The organism is Leptonema illini DSM 21528 (assembly GCF_000243335.1).
GTDB lineage: Bacteria > Spirochaetota > Leptospiria > Leptospirales > Leptonemataceae > Leptonema > Leptonema illini.
Window position 1 is genome coordinate 2407436 of sequence record NZ_JH597773.1, and the last position, 20015, is coordinate 2427450.

Consider the following 20015-nt stretch of genomic DNA (forward strand, 5'->3'; position numbering starts at 1 on the left):
AAGATTCCTGAATGATTTCTGAGAGACACGTTTTGAGCCCCTACGGCGAAAATCCATAGCAAGCGCACCGGTAAAGTAAATTCGAAGCAAGCAGAAGCTGCCCTGCTCTTTGCGTGCGGGCGAGTGAACCTCAGAGAGCACTGAGCACGCAGAGAATAGGCAGAGCAGTGTACCACAGAGGACCCGGAGGACCCGGAGAAGACCAGAGAGAAGAATACTTAGAGGACTATCTCCTCCCGTTCTCTTTCGCGCCTTTAGCGTATTTCTCGGTCAACAACTTTTCTTCTTTTCTCTCTTCCTGCGCGTCCTCTGAGACCTCAGCAGTTAAACCTCTTTGCGTCATCCTGAATAGAGAAATTCAACCAGTAGAGTAGAGAGGGTGCCGGAAGCCCGGCAGCCCTCCCCCTCGTCAAACCGGACGTGCAGATTTCCCGCATCCGGCTTTCCCGAAAACAGACCATCCCAGAGCGTATTCATTTGAGATAGAGCAGTCCCATTTTGCTTATCTGGGAGTAGAAGCTCACACCATTCGGCGGGCGAAAACCACGCTGACTTCTTCTCTTTAAATGCACTGTTAAGCGATGAACTGTATAGGAGTTGACTTTTCTAAAGGAAGCCGCTGGATAACCGAAGCGAAAATAATTTGACCAGCCGACAAGGGTTCTGTTGATACCGCCTATCATCTCATCAATAGGTTGATAGCACATCTTCTTGCCCGTCATGATCTTAAGCCTATCCCGCATCCGCTGCACGGCTTTCTTAGAGGGTAACACATTCAAATAGTCTCGATTTCTGCCCTTGAGATCGCGATCAAACCGAAAGGTAAACCCGAGAAAATCCAGACTCGCTTTCTTCTCCTTCAAGTTGACTGTCTTCGTCTTGTCACGATTGATCTTAAGACCCATGCGGGCTTCAATGAATCCCTCAACAAAATCGGTGAGGCGATCCGATTGATACCGGGCCAACACGACAAAGTCATCCGCATAACGAACAAGTTTTGCGTTGGCCCACACAGCGGGTCCGTTACGACCATGAAACACCTTATCGAAGTAATGTAGAAACAGGTTCGCGAGCAGCGGGGAGATCACTCCCCCCTGAGGCGTTCCCTGTTTCGATCTTGCGATGCGTGGTGGACTCCCTTTATCGTCGGGGGGTTCAACCACAGGCGTCTTCAACCACATCCGGATCAGTCGCAAGACCGACCTGTCACTGATTCTCTGCTCAACGCAGAGAATCAGTTTGTCATGTGGGATGGAATCGAAGTATCCTTTGAGATCAGCATCATATACAGCCTGAAAACCCGACAGAATATGACTTCTGATTTCTGCGAGCGCTGTATGTGCAGATCTTTTCGGTCTGAACCCGTAGGAACAGTCGAGAAAATCAGCCTCATAGATAGGCTCGATAATCAGGAGAGTCGCCATTTGCACGACTCGGTCTTTAATCGTCGGAATGCCAAGAGGACGGCGTCTTCCATCCGGCTTCGCAATATACTTCCTGCGGACCGGGCTTGGTCTGTACGTCTTCTCTTTCAGTTCCTTCTGTATCGATTCAAGAAATGCTTTCGCACCTCCTTTGCTGTTCTCAATTTGTTTGAAGGTTATCCCGTCAACGCCGGGAGAACCGCGATTCGCTTTCACTCGTGAATACGCCGCCTCCAGAACGTCCATCCTGAAGATACGATCATAAAGCACGTAAAATTTGAAGCGTGGTTCGTTCCTCGCCTTGTGATAGAGTTTCGATCTCAAAAGAGCGAGCTTCTCGGAAAGTCCCTTCTGGTTAAGCGGTATCGCTGCCTCAGTTCCCTTTCCTTCTTCCGTAGAGGATGTTTCCATCAAGCGGTCTTACTCCTTTTCTTATCCAAACTTGTTTTCGGCAGAGTCCCTTCGCTCCACCGGAATTACCCGACTTCCTCGCTACTATGGACTCCTCCGACTCCCGATGAGGATGAGTCACAGTTATGGATTCCTGTCACTCGTTGCCGAATCCCTCACCGGGCCTCCCAGGTTCCTCATGTCTTCCTTCTGCAAGTGCTATCCGCTCTGACCCCGAGCAGCCAGTCGGGTGCTAACCATTGCTTCCCCGACCGTGTCAGGCTTCACCAACTCCGAGAGGCTGGCCGCTGCTAATGGTGTAACGAGGCTCATGTCGGTTCACTTTTGTTACGGCCCTTACATTTGATCCGCGTGGCTTCACCCAAATGGATTACTCCAGCAGATGCACGCTTCACTACCCGCCGAATGGCTAATTGCGGGGTGGGTACCTTTCAACCCACGGGAGAACACAGGCTTATCCTGGCGCACCGGAGGCACGGAGAAATCTAAAAGAAAAGCCGGGAGAAGGGATCGGGCCATCAATCCTTCCTCAACCGTTCATTCTCCCCGTGGTCAATTCCCTCCGCGTCCCCTGAGCCCTCTGCGGTTAAACTTCTTTGCTGCGATGCTACGAGAAAAACCACGACAAGCTACCACGGAGAACCCGGAGAAGACCAGAGAGAAGAATATTTGGAGCCCCGTCCCATTTCGCGCTTTTAGCGTATTTCGCGGTTAAAAACTCTTCTTCTTTTCTCTCTTTTCTCCGCGCCATCAGGGACCTCTGTGGTGAATCCTTCTTCCCTCGCTGTCCCTCGTAACGTTCTGCTATTCCTTCAGCAGGGATTTCATGTTGAAGTCCTTGCCCATGATAACCGTTGCATGCAGATCGAGAGCACGGCGTCTGAAAAAGACGCGATTCTCTGACAGGCCGAGCAATTCCATAAGCAGCCGTGCCTTTCTGAAGTCTCCGGAATGCTCGATGGCCGTCGAATGAGCGAAGTCCTGACTGCGATAGTTATCCGTATTGAGTACGCGCACGCCGCGATTGTGAACGAGATCTTTCACCCGAGACGCAAGCCGGCTTGTATCGGTTCCGTTTAACACCTGAATCGGAAAACCGTCCACTTTAGTCTTCAGCGATTTTACATAATCGTTATACAGGAATTCAGCCCGATCGGCCTTGAAAAGCAACACCTTCTCGCCGAAACCTGCCGTGCCGAGTTCCAGAGGCGCTTCCATGACCGAGACGTCGAAGGGTCGGTCCGATCCAAAAAGCAGAAGAAGCTCGCGAAACTTCTCTTCAGAGAGATCGGTATCGAGTAAAGAATGCATCAGCTTGATCTGCTCGGGCCTGTCGATCTGATCCATCTTTCCTGGCAGCTGCCATAAGACGTTCATGAGCACGCTCTCTGCGCGAAACAGGCGATCGATGTCTGCCAGATACTCCGATCCCTTCTCAAATTTTCCTTTTGCCAGAGAGAACTCTTTTGCCTGCTCTCCAGAGAAGAGTTGCACTCCGTCAGGATACTGGAATTTACCTTTATCAAAGATCACGGGATCCTCGACAAAGAAATCGACCCCTTCGGTTAAATCGATCAGACGTGAGAGAGACTCAGGGCTGATCGTGATCTGATGATCATGCCCTTTTCCCGTGATCTCCTTCATCGGATCGCCGAATACTCCAAAGCCCTTACGTAACGGATCAGCCGTCGTCTCGGTGCGGGCCTCGGTATTCACGAAAAAGAAAAGGGCGCGACGCTCTGTCGGGAAGATCACAAGCCGACCGTAAAGGAAAAGAGACTTATCGTTCTTATCCTGCAGGGATAGCCTGATATGAATCGGATCTTCGGAAGTGGTGAAGTCTCCGCCGCCAAACGAGCAGGCGGTCAGCATTAACCCAATCAGAATAGTTAACAGACGCTTCATGCGACGGATTCCTCGGCCTTGCGCAGATTCATAATCGATACGGCCTCAACGTTGGTTTCGTTCGTGATCTCTTCATGAGCCAGAACGGCAAAGTTACGCTGCGGAAAGAGACGCTCCAGCAGCGTGAAAAGACCGGCGCGAATCGAGCGACTCGCCAGAAATAGCGGGAAGTAGCCCTGCTGATTCGCCTTTGACACCTCTTCGGCCAGGGCCTGCTGAAGCGCCTGTTGAAAATCGGGTTTCAGCGCCATAATAAAGCCCTCTTCGGGATCTCGGTGAATGCCTTCACGCAGCCTGCGATCGATATCGGGATGTACCGAGATGCAGCGAATCGTGCGCTTGTCGTCCTGATACTCGGCGATGATCTGTCGGCGCAAAGACTGGCGCACCGATTCGGTTAACAGATAGGGGTCGCCCTGCGAACGATCGGCGTTTGATGCGATGGCTTCCATAATGCGTGACATATTGCGAATCGAGACGTTTTCTTTGAGAAGGCTCTGCAAGACGATCTGAATCGTTCCCAGGCCGACCTTCTTCTCGGAAAGCACTTCGTCGACGACGACGGGATTCTCTTCGCGGACGGTATCGACGATGCTTTTGATCTGCTGGCGTCCCATGATCTCCTGACTGTTCTGCTGGATCATGCCCGACAGATGCGTGGCGATGACCGTAGACGGATCGACGACGTCGTAATCAAGGCCTTCGGCCTCGCTCTTGCGATCCGGAGTGATCCAGTAGGCCGGCAGGTTATACGTGGGCTCGCGAATCTCGGTCAGTCCTTCGATCGGGCCTCTCGTGCGTCCCGTATTGATCGCAAGCAGATGATCGGGCTCGACGCTCGACTGAGCGATCGTCGTGCCATGCAGCCGGATCGCATACTCGTCGGCCTCAAGGTTCATGTTGTCGCGAATCCGCACAGGAGGAACGATCAGGCCCAGATCCATCGCAAAGCGACGACGCAGACGCGAAACCTGCTCAAGCAGAGTACCGCCCGATTTTGGATCCACAAGCGGAATCAGGTTATACCCCACTTCCACCTCAAGAGGCTCGGATTTCAGGTGTTCGAGATAGGACTCGGGTTTCGTCTCTTCTTTCTTCTGCGTCTCTTCTTTCTTCTGTTGTTCGACAAGAACCTTTGCCGCCTTATCGACGCGGTAGGCAAGAAAGATCAGACCTCCGCCCAGTATAAAGAGAGCCGTCGTCGGAAAGCCAGGAATAAAACCCGAGAGTACAAGCAGGCCACCCGTAATATAAAGCGTCGTCGGTGAGGCAAGCAGCTGCTTCTTCAATTCTTCGGGCAGCGATTCATCGGCCGCCGAACGTGAAACGATAATACCTGTGGCAGTGGAGATCAGAAGCGCCGGGATCTGCGAAACAAGACCGTCACCGATCGTGAAGCGCGTATACACCTCAAGAGCATCGGTGAAGTTCATGCCCATGAGCGTAAGACCGATAACGATGCCTCCGATGATGTTTACGGCGGTGACGATCAGCCCGAGACGGACGTCGCCCTGAACGAATTTTGAAGCACCGTCCATCGAACCGTAAAAATCCATCTCTTTCTGTAAAAGCTGGCGGCGACGACGCGCCTCTTTCTCGTCGATATAACCGGCCGTCTGATCGGCATCGATGGCAAGCTGCTTACCGGGTAACGAATCAAGGGCGAACCTTGCGGCCACTTCAGAGACACGAGTGGCGCCCTTTGTAATGACGATGATCTGAACGAGGGTCAGGATAACGAAGATCACGACTCCCACAACAAGCCCCGACGTCGAACCGCCGCCACCCACGACGAACGTACCGAATGCTGTGATCATCGAAGAATCGGCGGCTGCTCCTTTCGTGAGAATGAGTCGGGTCGTCGAGATGTTCACGGCGATACGATAGATCGTCGTAATCAAAAGCAGGGTCGGAAAGCTGCTGAAATCGGCCGGGCTCGTGCTGGAAAGCGCCGTCAGAAGAATCAGCAATCCGGTAAGAAGGCTGATGCCGATCAGAAGATCGAGCAGCACTCCAGGCAACGGAATGATGATAAGCGCCAGGATAAAGACGACGCCTAATCCAAGGACGGCATCGCTGTTGCCCGCGTAGCGGCGTATCGTTTTTAAGATGTCATCCACGTCTGTTCAACCTCATTCCTACAAGCTGTCTCAAAAATAGCCGCACTTCACCGCGCCATTCGACGGAACCGCTCCAGTTTCTGGAATATTAGAACGATCGAGCGAAAGAAGTTCTCGGGAATCTCTTCGCCGATCTCCACCTGATCATAAAGCGCCCTCGCAAGCGGCGGATTCTCTTCTATATGAACGCCGTTCTCGCGAGCGATGCGCCGGATCATCAGCGCAAGGCTATCCTGCCCTTTGGCCACAACAAGCGGCGCCGAGGCCTGAAGCGGATCATAACGCAGAGCGACGGCGAAGTGCGTCGGGTTCGTCACGATGACGTCCGCCGTCGGCACTTCATCGAGCATTTGTCGGTTCTGTCGCATCTGCATCGCCCGCTCACGCTGCCGCTGTCGCAGCATCGGATCGCCCACGTCCTCTTTCAATTCACGCTTCACGTCTGAGATGGACATCTTCAGGTTCTCAAGGTATTCGAACCGCTGGTAATAATAATCGGGAATGGCGATCGCGAGAAGAAAGACGCCCGTGGCGATCAACAGCTTGAAGGCGATGCTACCAAATAAAGCCACCGCTCCGCGCAGCTCCATGCCCGACGTCTTGAGCATCGGGATCAGGTCATCAATAACGATAAGATACGCGAGAAAGCCGACGGCGATTACCTGTACGAGCACTTTGAGCAGATTCACAAAGTTGCGGCGCACCGGAAGCACACGCTTGAAATCGGGAATCAGACGCTCCAGCTGAAACTCAAGCGGTCGCGTCGTGAACATGAATCCGACCTGAACGAGATTGCCGACGATACCGAGGATCATGGCTATGATCAGAACCGGAAAGATAATCGCACCTGTCTGAAAAAAGAAATCGCGCAGGAGCAGTCGCACCTCTTCTTCACCGAATCCCGTGCCTACCGAGGCGATGCGGCTCAGATAGATGCGAAAGACCTGAAAGATACGCTCGGCCATAAAACCGGCAAACAGAAAGAGCATCACGGCAGAACCGAGAAGCACAAGGGCTCCGGGCAGATCCTGTGAGCGCGGAACATTACCGCGTTCCCGCTCCTCACGCTTGCGCCTTTCCGTCGGATCTTCGGTACGTCCCTCATCTTCGGCCGCGAAACGCTGCAGATCGATAAAGACGTCGGGATACGAAAGGACGGATAACGCGAAAAATCCGGATTCAACCGGCCTGTTCTTCCATTCAAGGAAATCTTGATCAAGGAACGTCGGGGTCATGTCGCCCCCTTCGGCCATGCGTTCAGCATCTCGCCGATCAAATCATACATGTGCTGGAACGAATCGCGCATGAGCGGTATGATCACGGGCATGAGCACGGCCAGGATAACAAGCCCGACCATGACGTTGATCTGAAGGCCCATGTTCATCAGATTGAGCTGCGGCGCGGCCTTGCCCGCCACACCGAGCGCCACCGACGTAATAAAGAGGATGCCAGTTAGAGGCAGCCCGATACGCAGCGCCGTCAGGAACATCACTCCGAAGGCCTGGTCGACGTAGGCCAGAAGTCCGCCCATCGTTTGAATATCAAGCACCAACGTAGGCGCCTGCTGAAACGAATAGCTGAGGGCGCGAAAGACGTGCAGATACGCCGGTACGTAATAGCCGTCGAGCTCGAAGTCGACCGAAAGAAAAAGCAGGATGGCGATCATATTCTTGAGCGTGCCCAGAATCGGAATCGAAACCTGCGCCTGCGGATCAAGAACCTCAGAAAACGATACGCCCATCTGAATACTGAAGAATTCGCCAGCCAGGATAAAGGCGGCAAATACGATCTGCAACAGATAGCCGATCATGACGCCGATGAAGGCCTGCGAGGCGATCTCGAGAATGTATAACGGCATCGCATCAAACGACGTCGCCGACAGAAAGTTGCGCACGACGGGATACAGCACTCCGGCGATAAAAAGCGCAAGGATGGCGCGCACGCGATACGGAACGCCCTCCGCCGACAGAATGGGCATAGTAAAGAGAAGGCCCGTCGTTCTTGCGAAGACGAGCAACCAGCTCCAGAATCCGTCGCTGTAGGCCGCAAGCTGCATGTCAGAACCTCGCGATCAGAGCGAACATCTCCTTCGTATAATCGACCGTCGTATGCAGGATGTAGGCTGCGAACAGCATGATGGCGAGAAAGACCGACACCAGTTTCGGCACGAAGGTCAGCGTCTGCTCCTGAATCGACGTCGTCGTCTGAAGCACCGAGATGACGAGTCCGGTCACCATGCTGAAGATAAGCACGGGCGCCGAGATCTTCAGCGTTACGATCAGAGCGTCGTAGATGATTTTAATGACGTCGGTTTCCTGCATATCGTCCTCACATCACGTAAGATTGCACAAGGTTGTAGGTGATCAGATGCCATCCGTCTACAAGGATGAAGAGGATGATCTTAAAAGGCATCGAGATCATTGCCGGCGGTAGCATGATCATACCCATCGACATCAGCGTCGAGGCGACGACAAGATCGATGACGATAAACGGAATAAAAATCAGGATGCCGATGATAAAGGCCTTCTTGATCTCGCTCAACATGAATGCCGGAATTAGAATGTACGAATCGATATCATCGACCGATTTGATGTCCTTGAGGTTCTTTCCCGAAAGCTTTGTGAAGAGAGCGATCTCCTTCGCCCCATCCTTGCCGATCTGCTTGATCATGAACTTGCGGAACGGAACCATGCCCTTCTCGATAAAGGTCGGAGTGCTCATCTTATCGCCGCTGATATAAGGCGTGAGCGCCGTCTGGTTAAACTCGCGAAACGTCGGCGCCATGATAAAGAACGTCAGAAAAAGCGCCAGACCGAAAAGCACCTGATTCGGCGGCATGTTCTGTAGCGCAAGGGCGCGACGCACGAAGTCAAAAACGATGACGACCTTCGTAAAGGACGTCATCATCATGATCAGGGCCGGCGCCAGGCTGAGCACCGTAACAAGCATGATCAGGGCAAGAGACGTCGACGCCTCCTGTCCGCTGCGAGCGGCGCGCACGTTATCGAGGACAGGTATGGGAAGGCCCGGGATCTCCTGCGCAAGCAGAGGATCGGCAATCAGCAGCGCTGCCAGGCTGACGAGAAATAGGACGACTCTGCGTTTCATAACCCCGGATCACGATTGGCCGGAACTCCGGCCTGTACAGAAAAAAATTGCCCCCGATAAAAAAATTATGTCACATGCCGTCGACACTGGCCTGTAATTTGCGGTTTAACATGGCACCGATACTGGCCCATTTTTTTCCGGTTTATCTTGCCGGCAAAACGGGCTGTCTCTTCCGGTTCATCCTGGCGCCGATACCGGCCTCTTGTTTCGCCCGTCCTCCGCCGCCGTACTAACGCTCCGGCTCTTCCTGCTCTGGCTTCGTCGATCGCCGGATCTTTCGGTTCTGCATCTGCAGCAGATCTTTCAGGCGATCGGGCGGAACGTCCTCGCCCGTCTTCTCGCCATTCAGAAGATCCATGAAATCGGGACGATCCTTCACTCGCTCGCCGCCCCAGAACTTGAACTCGCCCTGCTTGATCGATTTCTGCACGGCATCAAGCAGCGAGGTTGCCGTCGGCTTCGGACGGCTCTGATGCCACAGACGAATGCGCTCCGCCGTCGTCGCACTGTCGATCTCATAGACGAGACGCACGCCCTGCTCTGACACGCCAAGCACAAGCAGCTGCCCCGCAAGATCGACGATCTGCAAGAACTTACCCGGCATAAGCGGCACCGATGCAAGCACCTCCACAGGCCCTTCTTGTGGATGCAGGATGCCTGCCTTCTTTTTGAAGAAGCGAACAAAGAGATAGAGACCGCCGCCCATCAATCCGGCAATCAAAACAAAGCGAAAAAGAAGTCCGATAAACGACGGCGCCGCATCATCGGCAAAGAGCGCACCTGGCGGAGTTGCGGGTTGCGTCGCTTCCGGTTCTGCGGTACCGGGCTGCGCAGCGGGCTGCTCGGATTCCGACTCCTGCGCCGGCGCTCCCTCACCCTGAAGCTCCTTCATCCAGCTCTCTTCGATAGCCTTCTCCTGCGCCCTCTCCTGCGGATTGCGCGGAGCGGGGTCCTCTCGCTTCTCACGAGACTCAGGTCTCTCGCGCCGCTCCTCTCTGCGCTCACGAGAAGGCTTCTCCTGCGCCAGAAGCAGGCCCGGAAAAAGTGCAATCAGAAGAAAAACGGAAAGCGTACGGCGCATCGATTCCAGTATGCAATCTGGCGAAATCGTGTACACAATTTTTTCGGGAAGAGCAGACGCTGAGCGGATGGGCGGGAATAGCGAGACGCTATGAACGGCCGGCATGGCAGCAAAGCGGGAAGATACGAGCAGGCCGGCGTGAGCGGGGCTGGAGCATGCGGGAAGGCAAGCGTGCGACCGTGACGGGAGCGTGCGGGAAGGCAAGCGTGGCCGTGATGGGAGCATGCGGGAAGGCAAGCGTCGGGCGCCACGGGAGCGTGCGGGAAGGCCAGTGTGTAGCCGTGATGGGAGCATGCGGGAGGGCAAACTTCGGGCGCCATTTTTTTCTTGACAAACTGGAAAAAATGCAACGAGGGGGTGCCCCGTGACGCTGCATGAAATCTGATTGACATTTCATGCAGTCGTGTGCTACATTATGAGCGGAAGGGGTATATGGCAATACTACAGGTAAGAGATATTGATGACCGACTCTACTCTCTTCTGCGCGACAGGGCGAGGCTGGAGAACAGGTCCATCAGTCAGGAGGTGGTAACGATTCTCGAAGCATATCTGGCCAATCCGGCAATGCATTCGGCCAATCCAACACGCGACTTCCTGTCGCTAACCGGATCATGGGAAGATAATCGTTCGTCGGCCGAGATAGTTCAAGAGATCAGGCGGATGAGGAAAAACAGCCGACGCTTTGAGGATGCCGATGTCCTATTTGATTGATACGGATATCATCATTTACAGCATTAAGGGAAATTCTACCGTTCATGACAATTTCTCCCGGAACGAGAAGATCCCCAAGTCCATCTCGGTTATCACATACGGAGAGCTTTTATCTGGAGCAAAGAAATCGCAAAACCCGGCCAGGAACCTTGCCGTCGTTTATCGTATTCGCGAGTTATTCCCTGTCATCGATGTAGATAGAGCCGTCATCGAAACGTTCAGTGATCTCAAAGCTCGAGGCCAGAGGACAGGCAGCGTCGTCGATGACATGGACCTTTTGATTGCAGCAACGGCGCTGACTTACAATCTAACGCTTGTCACAAACAACATAAAGCATTTTCAAAAGATCGAAGGCTTGAAGATCGAAAACTGGAGCAAGCCGTGAAGGCCAGCCTGGGCCATAACGGGAGCATGCGGGAGGGCCAGCGTGGCTGTGATGGGAGCGTGCGAGAGGGCAAACGTCGGGCGCGATTTTTTTTCTTGACAAACCGGTATTGTTTACGGCGGCCCCTCCGAAATCTGATTGATTCTCCATGAAGCGATAGGAACGTTTCGATAGTGCAATATGTCTGCCCGCGAAAGACAGAGAATCTTCGACCTGTACCACAAGCAGTACGTCGAGTTGAACTTCGAGCGACTTGAGCTCTGGAAGGCCGCCCGGCAGCATCTTCAGTCCGAGAACGTACTCTACGTCGGCTCCTCCATCCATATCACTCCGTCCTTTGTTTTTCAGAGTGTCACTTATGTTGATCCCGGCACGGGAGCCCGTGACTTCTTTCAAGATCTATCAGCCGTGAAAGACCTGATTCGCTCACAGGCTATCTACCGAAGCGATCCTTACGTTGCCTTCCTACCGGACGACATCCGCACCTGTACGCAGCTGCGTCCTGACTCGTATGAGCTTGTCATCACAGGCTACTCCGGCGCGATCGGCCGGTACTGCTGGCCTTATCTGCGCGCAAACGGGCACTATCTGTCGAATAACCATGAAGGGGATGTCGTCGATCTTCTTCTGCTGCCTGATGCGCAGTACACGGGATACTTTGCGAAAGCCCATCGACAGTATGCGTTTCACGCCACGACCGATGTCAGTTCGATCCTGCCTCCGCCTGTCAGCTATAAGGGACACCGAACCGGACAGATCTCTTATCTGGAGAATGAGCGTTACTACCTCGTCAAGAAGCGTGCGGGTGTTGCGCGGAATTAAGGCTGGAGTATGACGGATGTCATCGTCGTATGCTATAAGCGGAGGCATGGATTCCACTCTGAGGGCCGTTAACGGAGAAGCCTCTGCGCCTGCTGCGTACCATACGCAGAGGCGCAGAGGCTATTGTCGGGCGCCCTCGGATTTTTTATTGACAGGCAACGGGCCAAACAGGAGAAATGCGTTAGGCGGATGCCATGTGCAGATTTATAAACAAAAGCAGCCTTTTTCTGATTTTCACGCTCTCAGCGCTGAGCTGCTCGCTTGCTGCCGATGAGCCTGATCAACTTCGTGTGGCGACTCGGAAGGGCCTGTATCTGCGTGAAGCCCCGAGCACAACGGCCCCGAAGATCAAGCTTGTTCCATATAGAGGTGGTGTAACCAGAATCACCGTAACCAATGTCATAGCGGAAATCGATGGCATCACTGCTCCCTGGATTCAGGTTTCATATAAAGACAAAACAGGTTATATGTTCGGTGGCTACCTCACGCATTTACCATTACCATCGACGAATTGCACGTCTCTCTCCCAATACTGGAAGCAGATACACGGCGAGAGTAGCCTTCGCAGATACTATCAGATCGCACAGAAGAACAGCAAAAACGAATACATTACTCAGGAACGAGAATATTCCGAAGAACCTGCAATTGATTACAACAGCCAGTTGCTCATATTGGAAGAAAAGGGCTCCGCAAGCGCAATGCGGTTCGAAAGCTGGACGATTAACGGTGCTGGATCGGAGTCGCTCACATTCAAGAGAGGAACGGCGACCGATGCGTATCTCATCCTGCTTCTTTGCGGTCCACGGGGTATTGAAACGCTTTCTTTCTTCCGCTCGAATAATCATCAGTGCATCTATGACGATGTGGGAACCTATTCCATCAGCCTCAAAGAATCGACTGACTCGACGACTGTTCGTATTGACGGCAACCTCGGTCCGACAAGCGGGGATTGTCCAGGCCCGAAAAATTAGGAGCATGCGGGTAACGGGGCTCGGGAAGGTTTCACCGACATACTCACAACACAGCATCTCTGAAATGGCCGATAAAAACCGATTGACATTTCTTCCACACCTTTAGACCATGAGTCCATGATCCACCTGCAATCCATACGAATATGATGCCCTTCCGGCGCGTATTCTCGTATTGGGATGTAGCTCAGGTGGTGAGAGCGGCGACCTTATAAGCCGCGTCTGTCGCGGGTTCGAATCCCGTCATCCCGACTGAAGCCGCTCAGGAATCATTCAACATGCTACGAATCCAGCCAGTCCGAATCGGCATCCATATCCACGGCCAGCTCATGTTTCTGGGAAATGCGGTAATGGCCCGCTGTATGTATGCCCTCGGGAATTCAGGCATTAGCGCAGCAACGGGCACAGGCTCTGGCAAATGAAACGCTATCTTTACACCATCAGCCTGTTCGTTCTCGTCAATTGTGTTCCTTCCCTCAACGAAAAGGAGCGGATTCAACTCTATGAAGCCGGCATTCATCTCATGCACAACCATCCCCAAAGTAAGCTCCGTTACGCGACAGGCCTGCCACCGGAGATTAAAGATTTAGGCCCGAGTCGCGTTTACTTGAGAGACGAAGGGCTCTATATCGTAACATTCTCGTTCTTCGTAGAAGAGCATGGATTCTTCATTCCCCGAGCGAAAAACAACGAGAACAACCTATCTGAGCACGGCGATCCATCATACAAGCATATCGGCAATGGCGTCTACAGATTCCGTATTAAGGGCTGAATGCAATGACCTACAACTCTCAACGAAATGCCGCCCTTGATCCAGACCGACCGATTGAACAACGAGCATCACATCTGCGCTCCTGCGCCCTGCTTGTGGGCCGACAGAGGTCAGCTCAAAGATCAACGATCATAGCAACCATGAAGAACGACTTGAGCGTCAGTATAGAACACGATCTTGCTTCTGAAGATATCATGCGCTGCGTTCAATATCTTGATCGCTTGAAAGAGGAGTTAAATCGCCGATGAAAGTCACGTATATCTTCATTAATAGTGTATTGACTGCCTTGATATTCTTCTCTGACCCGGCATTTGCCGATCCCGCCTACATCACAGGCAGCTCGGTCAATATTCGCAAGGCGCCCGATATCAAGGCGCCAGTGGTCAAGGTCGTTCCATTCTTGCAACCGGTAACCATTATTGAAGAGGGACCGTTTGTGGAAGTCTCTGGAATAGGACGAAACCTCTGGTATCGAATCGAAACCGGCGGCAGGACGGGATGGGTATTCGGTAGCTTTGTTACGAAGAACTATTGCCTGAATTCAAGCGGACAGGTGCTTGTTTATGCTCAGGCATACGATGTTTATGGTGCCACTTCATTATTTCGAATTGGCTTCATGCGTGACGAAGGGCCTTTAAAGTATCAGATAGAAGCCTCGTCCGTTTCCCTGTCTCCATCGTGCACATATCTTGCTACGGATTCCGGTTCAGATATCATCGGCTTGATTGCCTTTTATAAGGCAGCCAAACCCGACTCCCGACCAATATTCCAGGCAACGCACGATCGCGGGGAACTGGTATGGGAAGGAGAATGCTTAACTTTCCATGACATCCAGTATATCGGAAACGGCTGCACGCTCTGGAAGGAAAAGCAATTCTGCAATGGGTCGGTTGCCGAAACAGGCCGGACCGGTCGATCAATATTCCACGAAACGGCATCGACCCCTGACCGGCGCTGCAACCAATGAACCCGGAACCCTCGTATACGACAAGTTTATGATAGAGAACGATTCCTTCGTTCTGAAAGCATTCCAATCGGTCAAGCGAAGGCAATGAAGGAATACTCTGCATGAGGCAAAGCGACTGGCAAACCATGATCAAGGATGCCGGGACGTTCGATGAAAAACTTCGGATCGTCTGCGAGGCCCTTAATGAATATCCGGATGACTATGACTTGCTCATCATGAAAGGCGATTTTATCCAGCTTGCCGATGATAGCGAATACGATCTCGAAGAAGCAAAACGGCAGTATGAACAGGCGTTGAGCATCGATCCCGCCCGACCGGAAGCCTGCGCGTCCCTCGGTTATTTCCACTATGCCATCCTTGATGACGATGAGGAGCAGAGCTATGGTTTCGCAAGTCCTTGAACATACGACCAACAGCCGAAGCCGTCATCGGCGTAGCGAAAATATTGCTCGACAGAGGTAAACGAGCGGAGGCAGTAGATTACCTCAATTACATGAATAGATCGATCCATGACAGGACCATTCTCTCCTTCATCGAAACTCTTGAGACAACGGATTCGCTCGGCCATGATTAATGAGGAAGCTCTTACCTGCTTCATCCCATGCTTGCACAAAATAGAAAAGATACTCTGACGCTCTCTTTTGCTGTAACCTTCAGCATCATAGCGTCTCTCTTTCTCTATGCGGTCATTCTGCCGAACTATTCTTTCGGCAGAGCCTGCTCCCTTTTTGATGGAGTGGCTTTGCCTGATCGTTCAGGTTATATACTCTATCACAGCGGTTTACTTCTGTACTCGATAATACTGCTCGGTCTTTTTTTCGTCATCTTTCCACATCGCGCGGACCGGAGTTCGCTGTTCCGTCTGATCCTCTGCGCTCTTCTCATTTATCCGCCCTGGTGGATTCTCATTGATTCGCCCCTTATTTTGAGCTTTATGGCTGCTTTGCTGCTTTCTCCTCCGGAGCCCGCAGCGTTTTCAGCTATTGCTATTGGTCTATCTCTACTCGTCATCGTCCCCGTAACTCTGCTATTCCTGCTTACGGCGATCTTGCTTCGCTTTATACTCAACCTGCACACAACGCGCATCCGCCTTTTTCTGTTCCATGCGACCGCCGTGGCCACAGGCATTGTCTTCGGCTACTTCGCCCTTGCTGAATTTCTGAAGCCTTTCTTTCCGCCCCTCTACGAATAATCCTCCTCCCCCTTTTTTTGAGATGCCGGATCAGCCCTTCATTCCTTCATTCTAATTCTATTTATGGATGCCAATTTCTGGTTACAGCGCTGGGATGAGAACAACATCGGCTTTCACGGAAACGAGGCCAATGCCCTTCTCGTAGAACACCTTCCCTCGCTCGGTCTGACTGCGAACAGTCGCGTTTTTCTTCCGCTTTGCGGCAAGACTCTTGATATCGCCTATCTGCTCTCGCGCGGCTATCGCGTCGTCGGAGCGGAACTGAGCGAGAAGGCCATCGAACAGCTTTTCGACGATCTGGGAGCCCGACCCGAAATCGTCGATATCGGCGGCCTCAAACACTACCGTGCAGATAACCTCGATATCTTTGTCGGCGACATCTTTCATGTTTCGCGATTCCTGCTCGGTACCGTCGATGCGATCTATGATCGAGCCGCTCTTGTCGCCCTTCCGCCGGCCATGCGCAAAGAATACAGCAAACATCTCATGCATCTGACCGAGACGTCGCCGCAGCTGCTCATCACCTATGAATACGATCAGACGGTCGTGCCGGGCCCGCCTTTCTCGGTGAGCAAGGATGAGGTGCACGAACACTATGATGCGGCCTATACCGTGAAACATCTTGCACGCATCGAAGCGCCATTGCGCGGCAGCGTACCGGCCGAGGAGAACGTATGGTTGCTGCAACAGCGATAAAACCCGGCTCGCAGGCCAGTACCAGAATGCCGCGCATCCTGCTTTCCGTAGATTCCCTGGCCGCCCTGTCCGTCGGACTGATAACGCTTCTTATAACGCCGTTTCTTGCAGATCTGTACGGCTGGACCGAGGGCTTTACCCGCTTCATGGCCGCGGTAAATATCGCCTATGGTTCCTTCTCGGGTGTGCAGGCCTGGCTCTTTTTGCGGCATGGGCGACTGTTCCGGCCGGCTGTGCTTCTGCTTGTCATCGCAAACGCCGCCTGGATCGGTCACTGCCTCGCGCAGATCTGGTACCTCTATGATACGGCGACCTTTTTCGGGCTTGCCCAGCTCGGACTCGAAGCGATCTTCGTCGGCGGTCTGGCCGCCCTTGAAGCGCTCTATGTGCTGCCGTTAACCGATGATCGCTCTTAACGTTAAGAAACAGTAGACTAACGTTCTTCCAGAAGCTCCGGAAGAGAGTCCCACATCTGTGCGAGCACGATCAGATCAGGGAGAAACGCCTTTAGCTGGCGCCCCGTGATTGAGTGGCACTTATGGCCTCCTCCGCGCGAGGGGCTCGCCGAGATCTGTTCGCCGGAGAGGTACATCGTCCCCATAGTCCACCGCCATTTTTTCGCCAGCTCATCAAAAAGACGCAACGAAGGGCCGGCATGCCGCAGGGCCTCCGCCACACTTCTGGATGCAACAGGATTGCTATCACAACGAGTGAGAACGCTATGACTTCCGTTACCATTTTCTTACTTTGATCTTCCTATTGCCTCATTCATATCGGCGTTTTCCCCCCAGGCTGATATCTGACAATTCTCGTTGACCCGGCCCGCTTCTTCCGTCTATGCTCTTCCAATGAGCGGTCCGATACGCATTTACTCCAATACCGAGACAGAACTAAAGCATTTTTATCGGGTATTTCTGGTTCTCTCTTTATTGCTTCTCTCTGCTGCGATCGCCATCTGGATTCTCCTGGTCAGGGACCAACTGACCGGTGAACCTGCGCTGAACCGGTGAACCTGCGCTGAACCGGTGGCCCTTTGTGCTGTACATACTCCTGCTGGCCCTGGCTCTGCTCTGTTCCGCCTTTACGATCATGGCGCGCACCGGAGCAAGGTGGAATCACGTCTCTCATTTTCTGGTTACGCTTCCCATCGCTGGAATGATGTTCCCTGTAGTGGGAACGATACTGTGCGGATACTGTTTGAAAAAGATCGCCGGCCCCGAGCTGCCCGAACTCATGTTTTCTCGTAAGCCCTTCAGACGCCGCTACAGAGGACCGGATATGCATCCGAGAGTTTATACGAAGGTTCCCTTTCGCAAAAGCAACATACCCGGAATAGCGAGCCTATCTTTTATCATAGCCACCCATGTCTTCTACCTGAGCATGAGCCTTTTCTATGCTATCACGGACTGAGCGCCGCGAGATCACGGTCCGGATGCTGCCCTCATAGCCCTACCATACCGCCCTTAAAAAGGCCCTTGCTCCGTCAGCAGCCCGCGGATCATAAGCATCAGCTCGGGGATCTGCGACAGCTCCCCCGTAAGAATCACCTTTAACGCACGGCGTCCTTCATAATAAACGCATTCGACGCGACCGCCTGATGTGGCGCCGCTGTTCATGACGGCCATTGCCGAGCTGACAGGCGAGCTGCTGCTCGAATCGGTGGGGGATTTTCTTGATCTGCTTGCGAACGCTCCGAGCTCAAGCATCGTCATTAAAAAAACGTCAATCCACGAATCCTTCTTCGATCTGCGCACGCAGTTTGCCGGCGAGATCATGCAGAAGGTGACGAACTACGGCGTGCGTCTGGGCATCGTCGGCGATTTCTCGATCTATTCGAGCAAAAACCTCGCCGACTTTATGCGCGAGAGCAACCGATCCAACCGCGTCGTTTTCGTCGATACGGTGGACGAGGCCCTGCGTCGCCTCGACGGTTAACGATCTTCGAGTTCGGCCAGACGGGCAAGCTGCCGCCTGTTCCATTCATCCGTGCTTTTCTCGGTGTCAAACCATGCATCAAGAATCTCACGGGCGCGGACCGGCGTGATCAGCCGGGTGCTTAACGCAAGTACGTTCGCATGATTCCAGATTCGGGCCCCTTTTGCCGTTTCCGGATCGATGCAGAGGGCGGCACGAATGCCGCGCAGCTTGTTGGCGGCGATGCTTGCGCCGGTGCCGGTATAGCAGAGAACGATGGCCTCGTCGGCCTCGCCGCTTTGCACCTGTCTGGCCGCCTCAGCCGTGACGGCCGGCCAGTCGGCTGCCGTGTCGCCTTTACGAGGCCCGTGGTAAAACACGACATGCCCTCGCTTCTGACATTCGAGCTGCAATACGTCGACGAGCTCGCAGTATTCGTCGCTTGATATGGCTATTTTCATTTCGCGCCTCCCGCTCCTCCTGCCGGCTCTTCCGGAATAAGAACCCGTCCCGAACGGGTTCCGCAACACAAGAAGCGTTGCCCGCATGCTCTATTTCGATCGACAACCCGATTGACCGCTTCGTTGCATCCGGTTCTCTGGGTCTGTGCCGATCCTCTTTTTTTTCCTGACCGCCCTTCTTCATACGATGGTGCTGCTTCTTCCACTCTTTTTTGATTTCATGATTATTCCGGGCTATGCAGGACTATTTTTTCTGATCTCCCTCCCTCTGTCGATGCTTGCTCCGCGCGTCGGCGGCCTGAAGCGATGGCATTTTCTCGCCTTTCTGCCCGTGCTTTTTCTTATTGAGCGGCTTGTTCTGATGTTGCTTGAACGTCTTCCAGGCCTCATCCCCGCCACCGTCTTGCAAACGCAGGAATTCGTGAACGGGATCGCTCCAACGGGCATTATCAGCAGCCTTGGAGTCTATTTCTTTGCGAGCATGATCGCGATGATCTCACTTCTCTTACAGGAGAAGAGATCGATTCTCTATATCCATCGCATCGTCGATACTGAGGATGAATGGAACAGGGTATTCGCCTGGCTTCGCGACAACGATGCTGCCGGCGACATGAGCGAATTCCGCTGGCGCCTGATGCAGAATCGATGCTTTGCCTTTGTCGCCGTCGTCGCCGACCGCATTCTTGCAAGCGTCCTTCTTACGCCTGGAAAGCCGGGCGTGGTTTTCATTTCGGATTTCGTCTTTCGCGAGAACGAGATCGGGCTCGAATTACTTTCGGGCCTTCTCGGTCGCCCCGAACTGCGTAAGGTGAAGCAGATTCATTTTATCAGTCGTCTGCCCGACGATACGCCGCAGAATTCCGAGGCCATGCCCGAAACCTGGCTACGCCAGCTTTATTCCGAGGATTGTTTTCAGGTCGTTCCCGCTGATGCGATGGGCGAGCTTCGCGAATTCTCGCCCGACGGCTCGGCGCTGCGTCCGTTTGCGCTCGCACGTCCACTTTTTACGTTTCTGCCCGAGGCGGCCCTTGAAGCAGAGGCAAAAAACACTTGAAAATCGCCGAAAAATCAGAAAGCT

General features: G+C 53.3%; 24 protein-coding genes and 1 tRNA gene. 15 read left to right on the forward strand and 10 right to left on the reverse strand.

Features of this window, described 5'->3' with window-relative positions; genetic code table 11:
* Positions 1-473 precede the first annotated feature (473 nt).
* The 8 genes from ltrA to LEPIL_RS11135 all read right to left on the reverse strand — a co-directional run bounded on the left by ltrA (position 474) and on the right by LEPIL_RS11135 (position 10049).
* The gene (gene ltrA / locus LEPIL_RS11100; protein WP_002769328.1) at positions 474-1835 is read right to left on the reverse strand and encodes a group II intron reverse transcriptase/maturase; all 1362 of its coding nucleotides are present in this window, start codon (positions 1833-1835) and stop codon (positions 474-476) included.
* Positions 1836-2639: 804 nt separating this feature from the next.
* Entirely contained in the window at positions 2640-3740 is a 1101-nt protein-coding gene (locus tag LEPIL_RS11105; RefSeq protein WP_002772583.1) for an LCP family protein, read from the reverse strand.
* Positions 3737-5860: a flagellar biosynthesis protein FlhA gene (flhA, locus tag LEPIL_RS11110; protein WP_002772584.1), complete on the reverse strand. Its 2124-nt coding sequence runs from the start codon at positions 5858-5860 to the stop codon at positions 3737-3739. Before flhA ends, LEPIL_RS11105 begins: the two co-directional genes overlap by 4 nt.
* Positions 5861-5907: 47 nt before the next feature.
* Positions 5908-7095, reverse strand: a complete 1188-nt coding sequence (locus LEPIL_RS11115) for an EscU/YscU/HrcU family type III secretion system export apparatus switch protein (RefSeq protein ID WP_002772585.1) — start codon at positions 7093-7095, stop codon at positions 5908-5910.
* Positions 7092-7916, reverse strand: a complete 825-nt coding sequence (fliR, locus tag LEPIL_RS11120) for a flagellar biosynthetic protein FliR (RefSeq protein ID WP_002772586.1) — start codon at positions 7914-7916, stop codon at positions 7092-7094. The genes LEPIL_RS11115 and fliR overlap by 4 nt, the downstream gene beginning before the upstream one ends.
* A 1-nt stretch (position 7917) precedes the next feature.
* Positions 7918-8181 carry a flagellar biosynthesis protein FliQ gene (gene fliQ / locus LEPIL_RS11125; protein ID WP_002772587.1) on the reverse strand — a complete coding sequence of 88 codons (264 nt, stop codon included), beginning with the start codon at positions 8179-8181 and terminating at the stop codon, positions 7918-7920.
* Between the two features lie 7 nt (positions 8182-8188).
* Positions 8189-8968, reverse strand: coding sequence for a flagellar type III secretion system pore protein FliP (gene fliP, locus LEPIL_RS11130; protein WP_002772588.1), 780 nt, complete (start codon positions 8966-8968; stop codon positions 8189-8191).
* Positions 8969-9197: 229 nt separating this feature from the next.
* Positions 9198-10049, reverse strand: a complete 852-nt coding sequence (locus LEPIL_RS11135) for a FliO/MopB family protein (protein ID WP_002772589.1) — start codon at positions 10047-10049, stop codon at positions 9198-9200.
* 432 nt (positions 10050-10481) lie between these two features.
* Between LEPIL_RS11135 and LEPIL_RS11145 the strand changes: the two genes are divergently transcribed.
* The 13 genes from LEPIL_RS11145 (at position 10482) to LEPIL_RS11205 (ending at position 17972) form a co-directional block, all read left to right on the forward strand.
* On the forward strand, positions 10482-10760 hold the full coding sequence (locus tag LEPIL_RS11145) for a FitA-like ribbon-helix-helix domain-containing protein (protein WP_002772591.1): 279 nt from the start codon (positions 10482-10484) through the stop codon (positions 10758-10760).
* On the forward strand, positions 10744-11145 hold the full coding sequence (locus tag LEPIL_RS11150) for a type II toxin-antitoxin system VapC family toxin (protein WP_002772593.1): 402 nt from the start codon (positions 10744-10746) through the stop codon (positions 11143-11145). Before LEPIL_RS11145 ends, LEPIL_RS11150 begins: the two co-directional genes overlap by 17 nt.
* 180 nt (positions 11146-11325) lie before the next feature.
* Complete coding sequence (locus LEPIL_RS11155) at positions 11326-11967, forward strand: hypothetical protein (protein ID WP_002772594.1); 642 nt, start codon at positions 11326-11328, stop codon at positions 11965-11967.
* 194 nt (positions 11968-12161) lie between these two features.
* Complete coding sequence (locus tag LEPIL_RS11160; protein ID WP_002772595.1) at positions 12162-12938, forward strand: SH3 domain-containing protein; 777 nt, start codon at positions 12162-12164, stop codon at positions 12936-12938.
* A 173-nt stretch (positions 12939-13111) separates the two neighbouring features.
* Positions 13112-13187: transfer RNA gene (locus LEPIL_RS11165), tRNA-Ile, on the forward strand.
* A gap of 166 nt (positions 13188-13353) precedes the next feature.
* A complete protein-coding gene (locus LEPIL_RS11170) occupies positions 13354-13707 on the forward strand; it encodes a hypothetical protein (RefSeq protein WP_002772596.1) in 354 nt (117 codons plus the stop codon).
* 5 nt (positions 13708-13712) lie between these two features.
* Positions 13713-13955, forward strand: coding sequence for a hypothetical protein (locus LEPIL_RS23465; protein WP_143464712.1), 243 nt, complete (start codon positions 13713-13715; stop codon positions 13953-13955).
* Positions 13952-14674 (forward strand): SH3 domain-containing protein, encoded by a 723-nt coding sequence (locus LEPIL_RS11175; RefSeq protein ID WP_002772597.1) that lies wholly within the window; start codon positions 13952-13954, stop codon positions 14672-14674. The genes LEPIL_RS23465 and LEPIL_RS11175 overlap by 4 nt, the downstream gene beginning before the upstream one ends.
* 101 nt (positions 14675-14775) lie before the next feature.
* Entirely contained in the window at positions 14776-15075 is a 300-nt protein-coding gene (locus LEPIL_RS11180) for a hypothetical protein (RefSeq protein ID WP_143464711.1), read from the forward strand.
* Positions 15076-15275: 200 nt separating this feature from the next.
* A complete protein-coding gene (locus LEPIL_RS11185; RefSeq protein ID WP_002772598.1) occupies positions 15276-15866 on the forward strand; it encodes a hypothetical protein in 591 nt (196 codons plus the stop codon).
* Positions 15867-15929: 63 nt separating this feature from the next.
* The gene (gene tmpT / locus LEPIL_RS11190) at positions 15930-16562 is read left to right on the forward strand and encodes a thiopurine S-methyltransferase (RefSeq protein WP_002772599.1); all 633 of its coding nucleotides are present in this window, start codon (positions 15930-15932) and stop codon (positions 16560-16562) included.
* Positions 16541-16978 (forward strand): hypothetical protein, encoded by a 438-nt coding sequence (locus LEPIL_RS11195; protein ID WP_002772600.1) that lies wholly within the window; start codon positions 16541-16543, stop codon positions 16976-16978. The genes tmpT and LEPIL_RS11195 overlap by 22 nt, the downstream gene beginning before the upstream one ends.
* Positions 16979-17597: 619 nt before the next feature.
* Entirely contained in the window at positions 17598-17972 is a 375-nt protein-coding gene (locus tag LEPIL_RS11205; RefSeq protein ID WP_002772602.1) for a hypothetical protein, read from the forward strand.
* Positions 17973-18025: 53 nt separating this feature from the next.
* Here the strand turns inward: LEPIL_RS11205 and LEPIL_RS23470 are convergent, their stop codons facing one another.
* Positions 18026-18187 (reverse strand): hypothetical protein, encoded by a 162-nt coding sequence (locus tag LEPIL_RS23470; RefSeq protein ID WP_157135061.1) that lies wholly within the window; start codon positions 18185-18187, stop codon positions 18026-18028.
* Here LEPIL_RS23470 and LEPIL_RS11210 point away from each other — a divergent pair.
* On the forward strand, positions 18177-18497 hold the full coding sequence (locus LEPIL_RS11210) for a DUF4180 domain-containing protein (RefSeq protein WP_002772603.1): 321 nt from the start codon (positions 18177-18179) through the stop codon (positions 18495-18497). The genes LEPIL_RS23470 and LEPIL_RS11210 overlap by 11 nt on opposite strands.
* On the opposite strand, the gene LEPIL_RS11215 is transcribed toward LEPIL_RS11210, so the two are convergent.
* Entirely contained in the window at positions 18494-18937 is a 444-nt protein-coding gene (locus LEPIL_RS11215) for an RpiB/LacA/LacB family sugar-phosphate isomerase (RefSeq protein ID WP_002772604.1), read from the reverse strand. The two genes, LEPIL_RS11210 and LEPIL_RS11215, sit on opposite strands and share 4 nt — an antisense overlap.
* A gap of 145 nt (positions 18938-19082) precedes the next feature.
* Here LEPIL_RS11215 and LEPIL_RS11220 point away from each other — a divergent pair, with 145 nt between their 5' ends.
* Positions 19083-19991: a hypothetical protein gene (locus LEPIL_RS11220; RefSeq protein WP_002772605.1), complete on the forward strand. Its 909-nt coding sequence runs from the start codon at positions 19083-19085 to the stop codon at positions 19989-19991.
* Positions 19992-20015 lie beyond the last annotated feature (24 nt).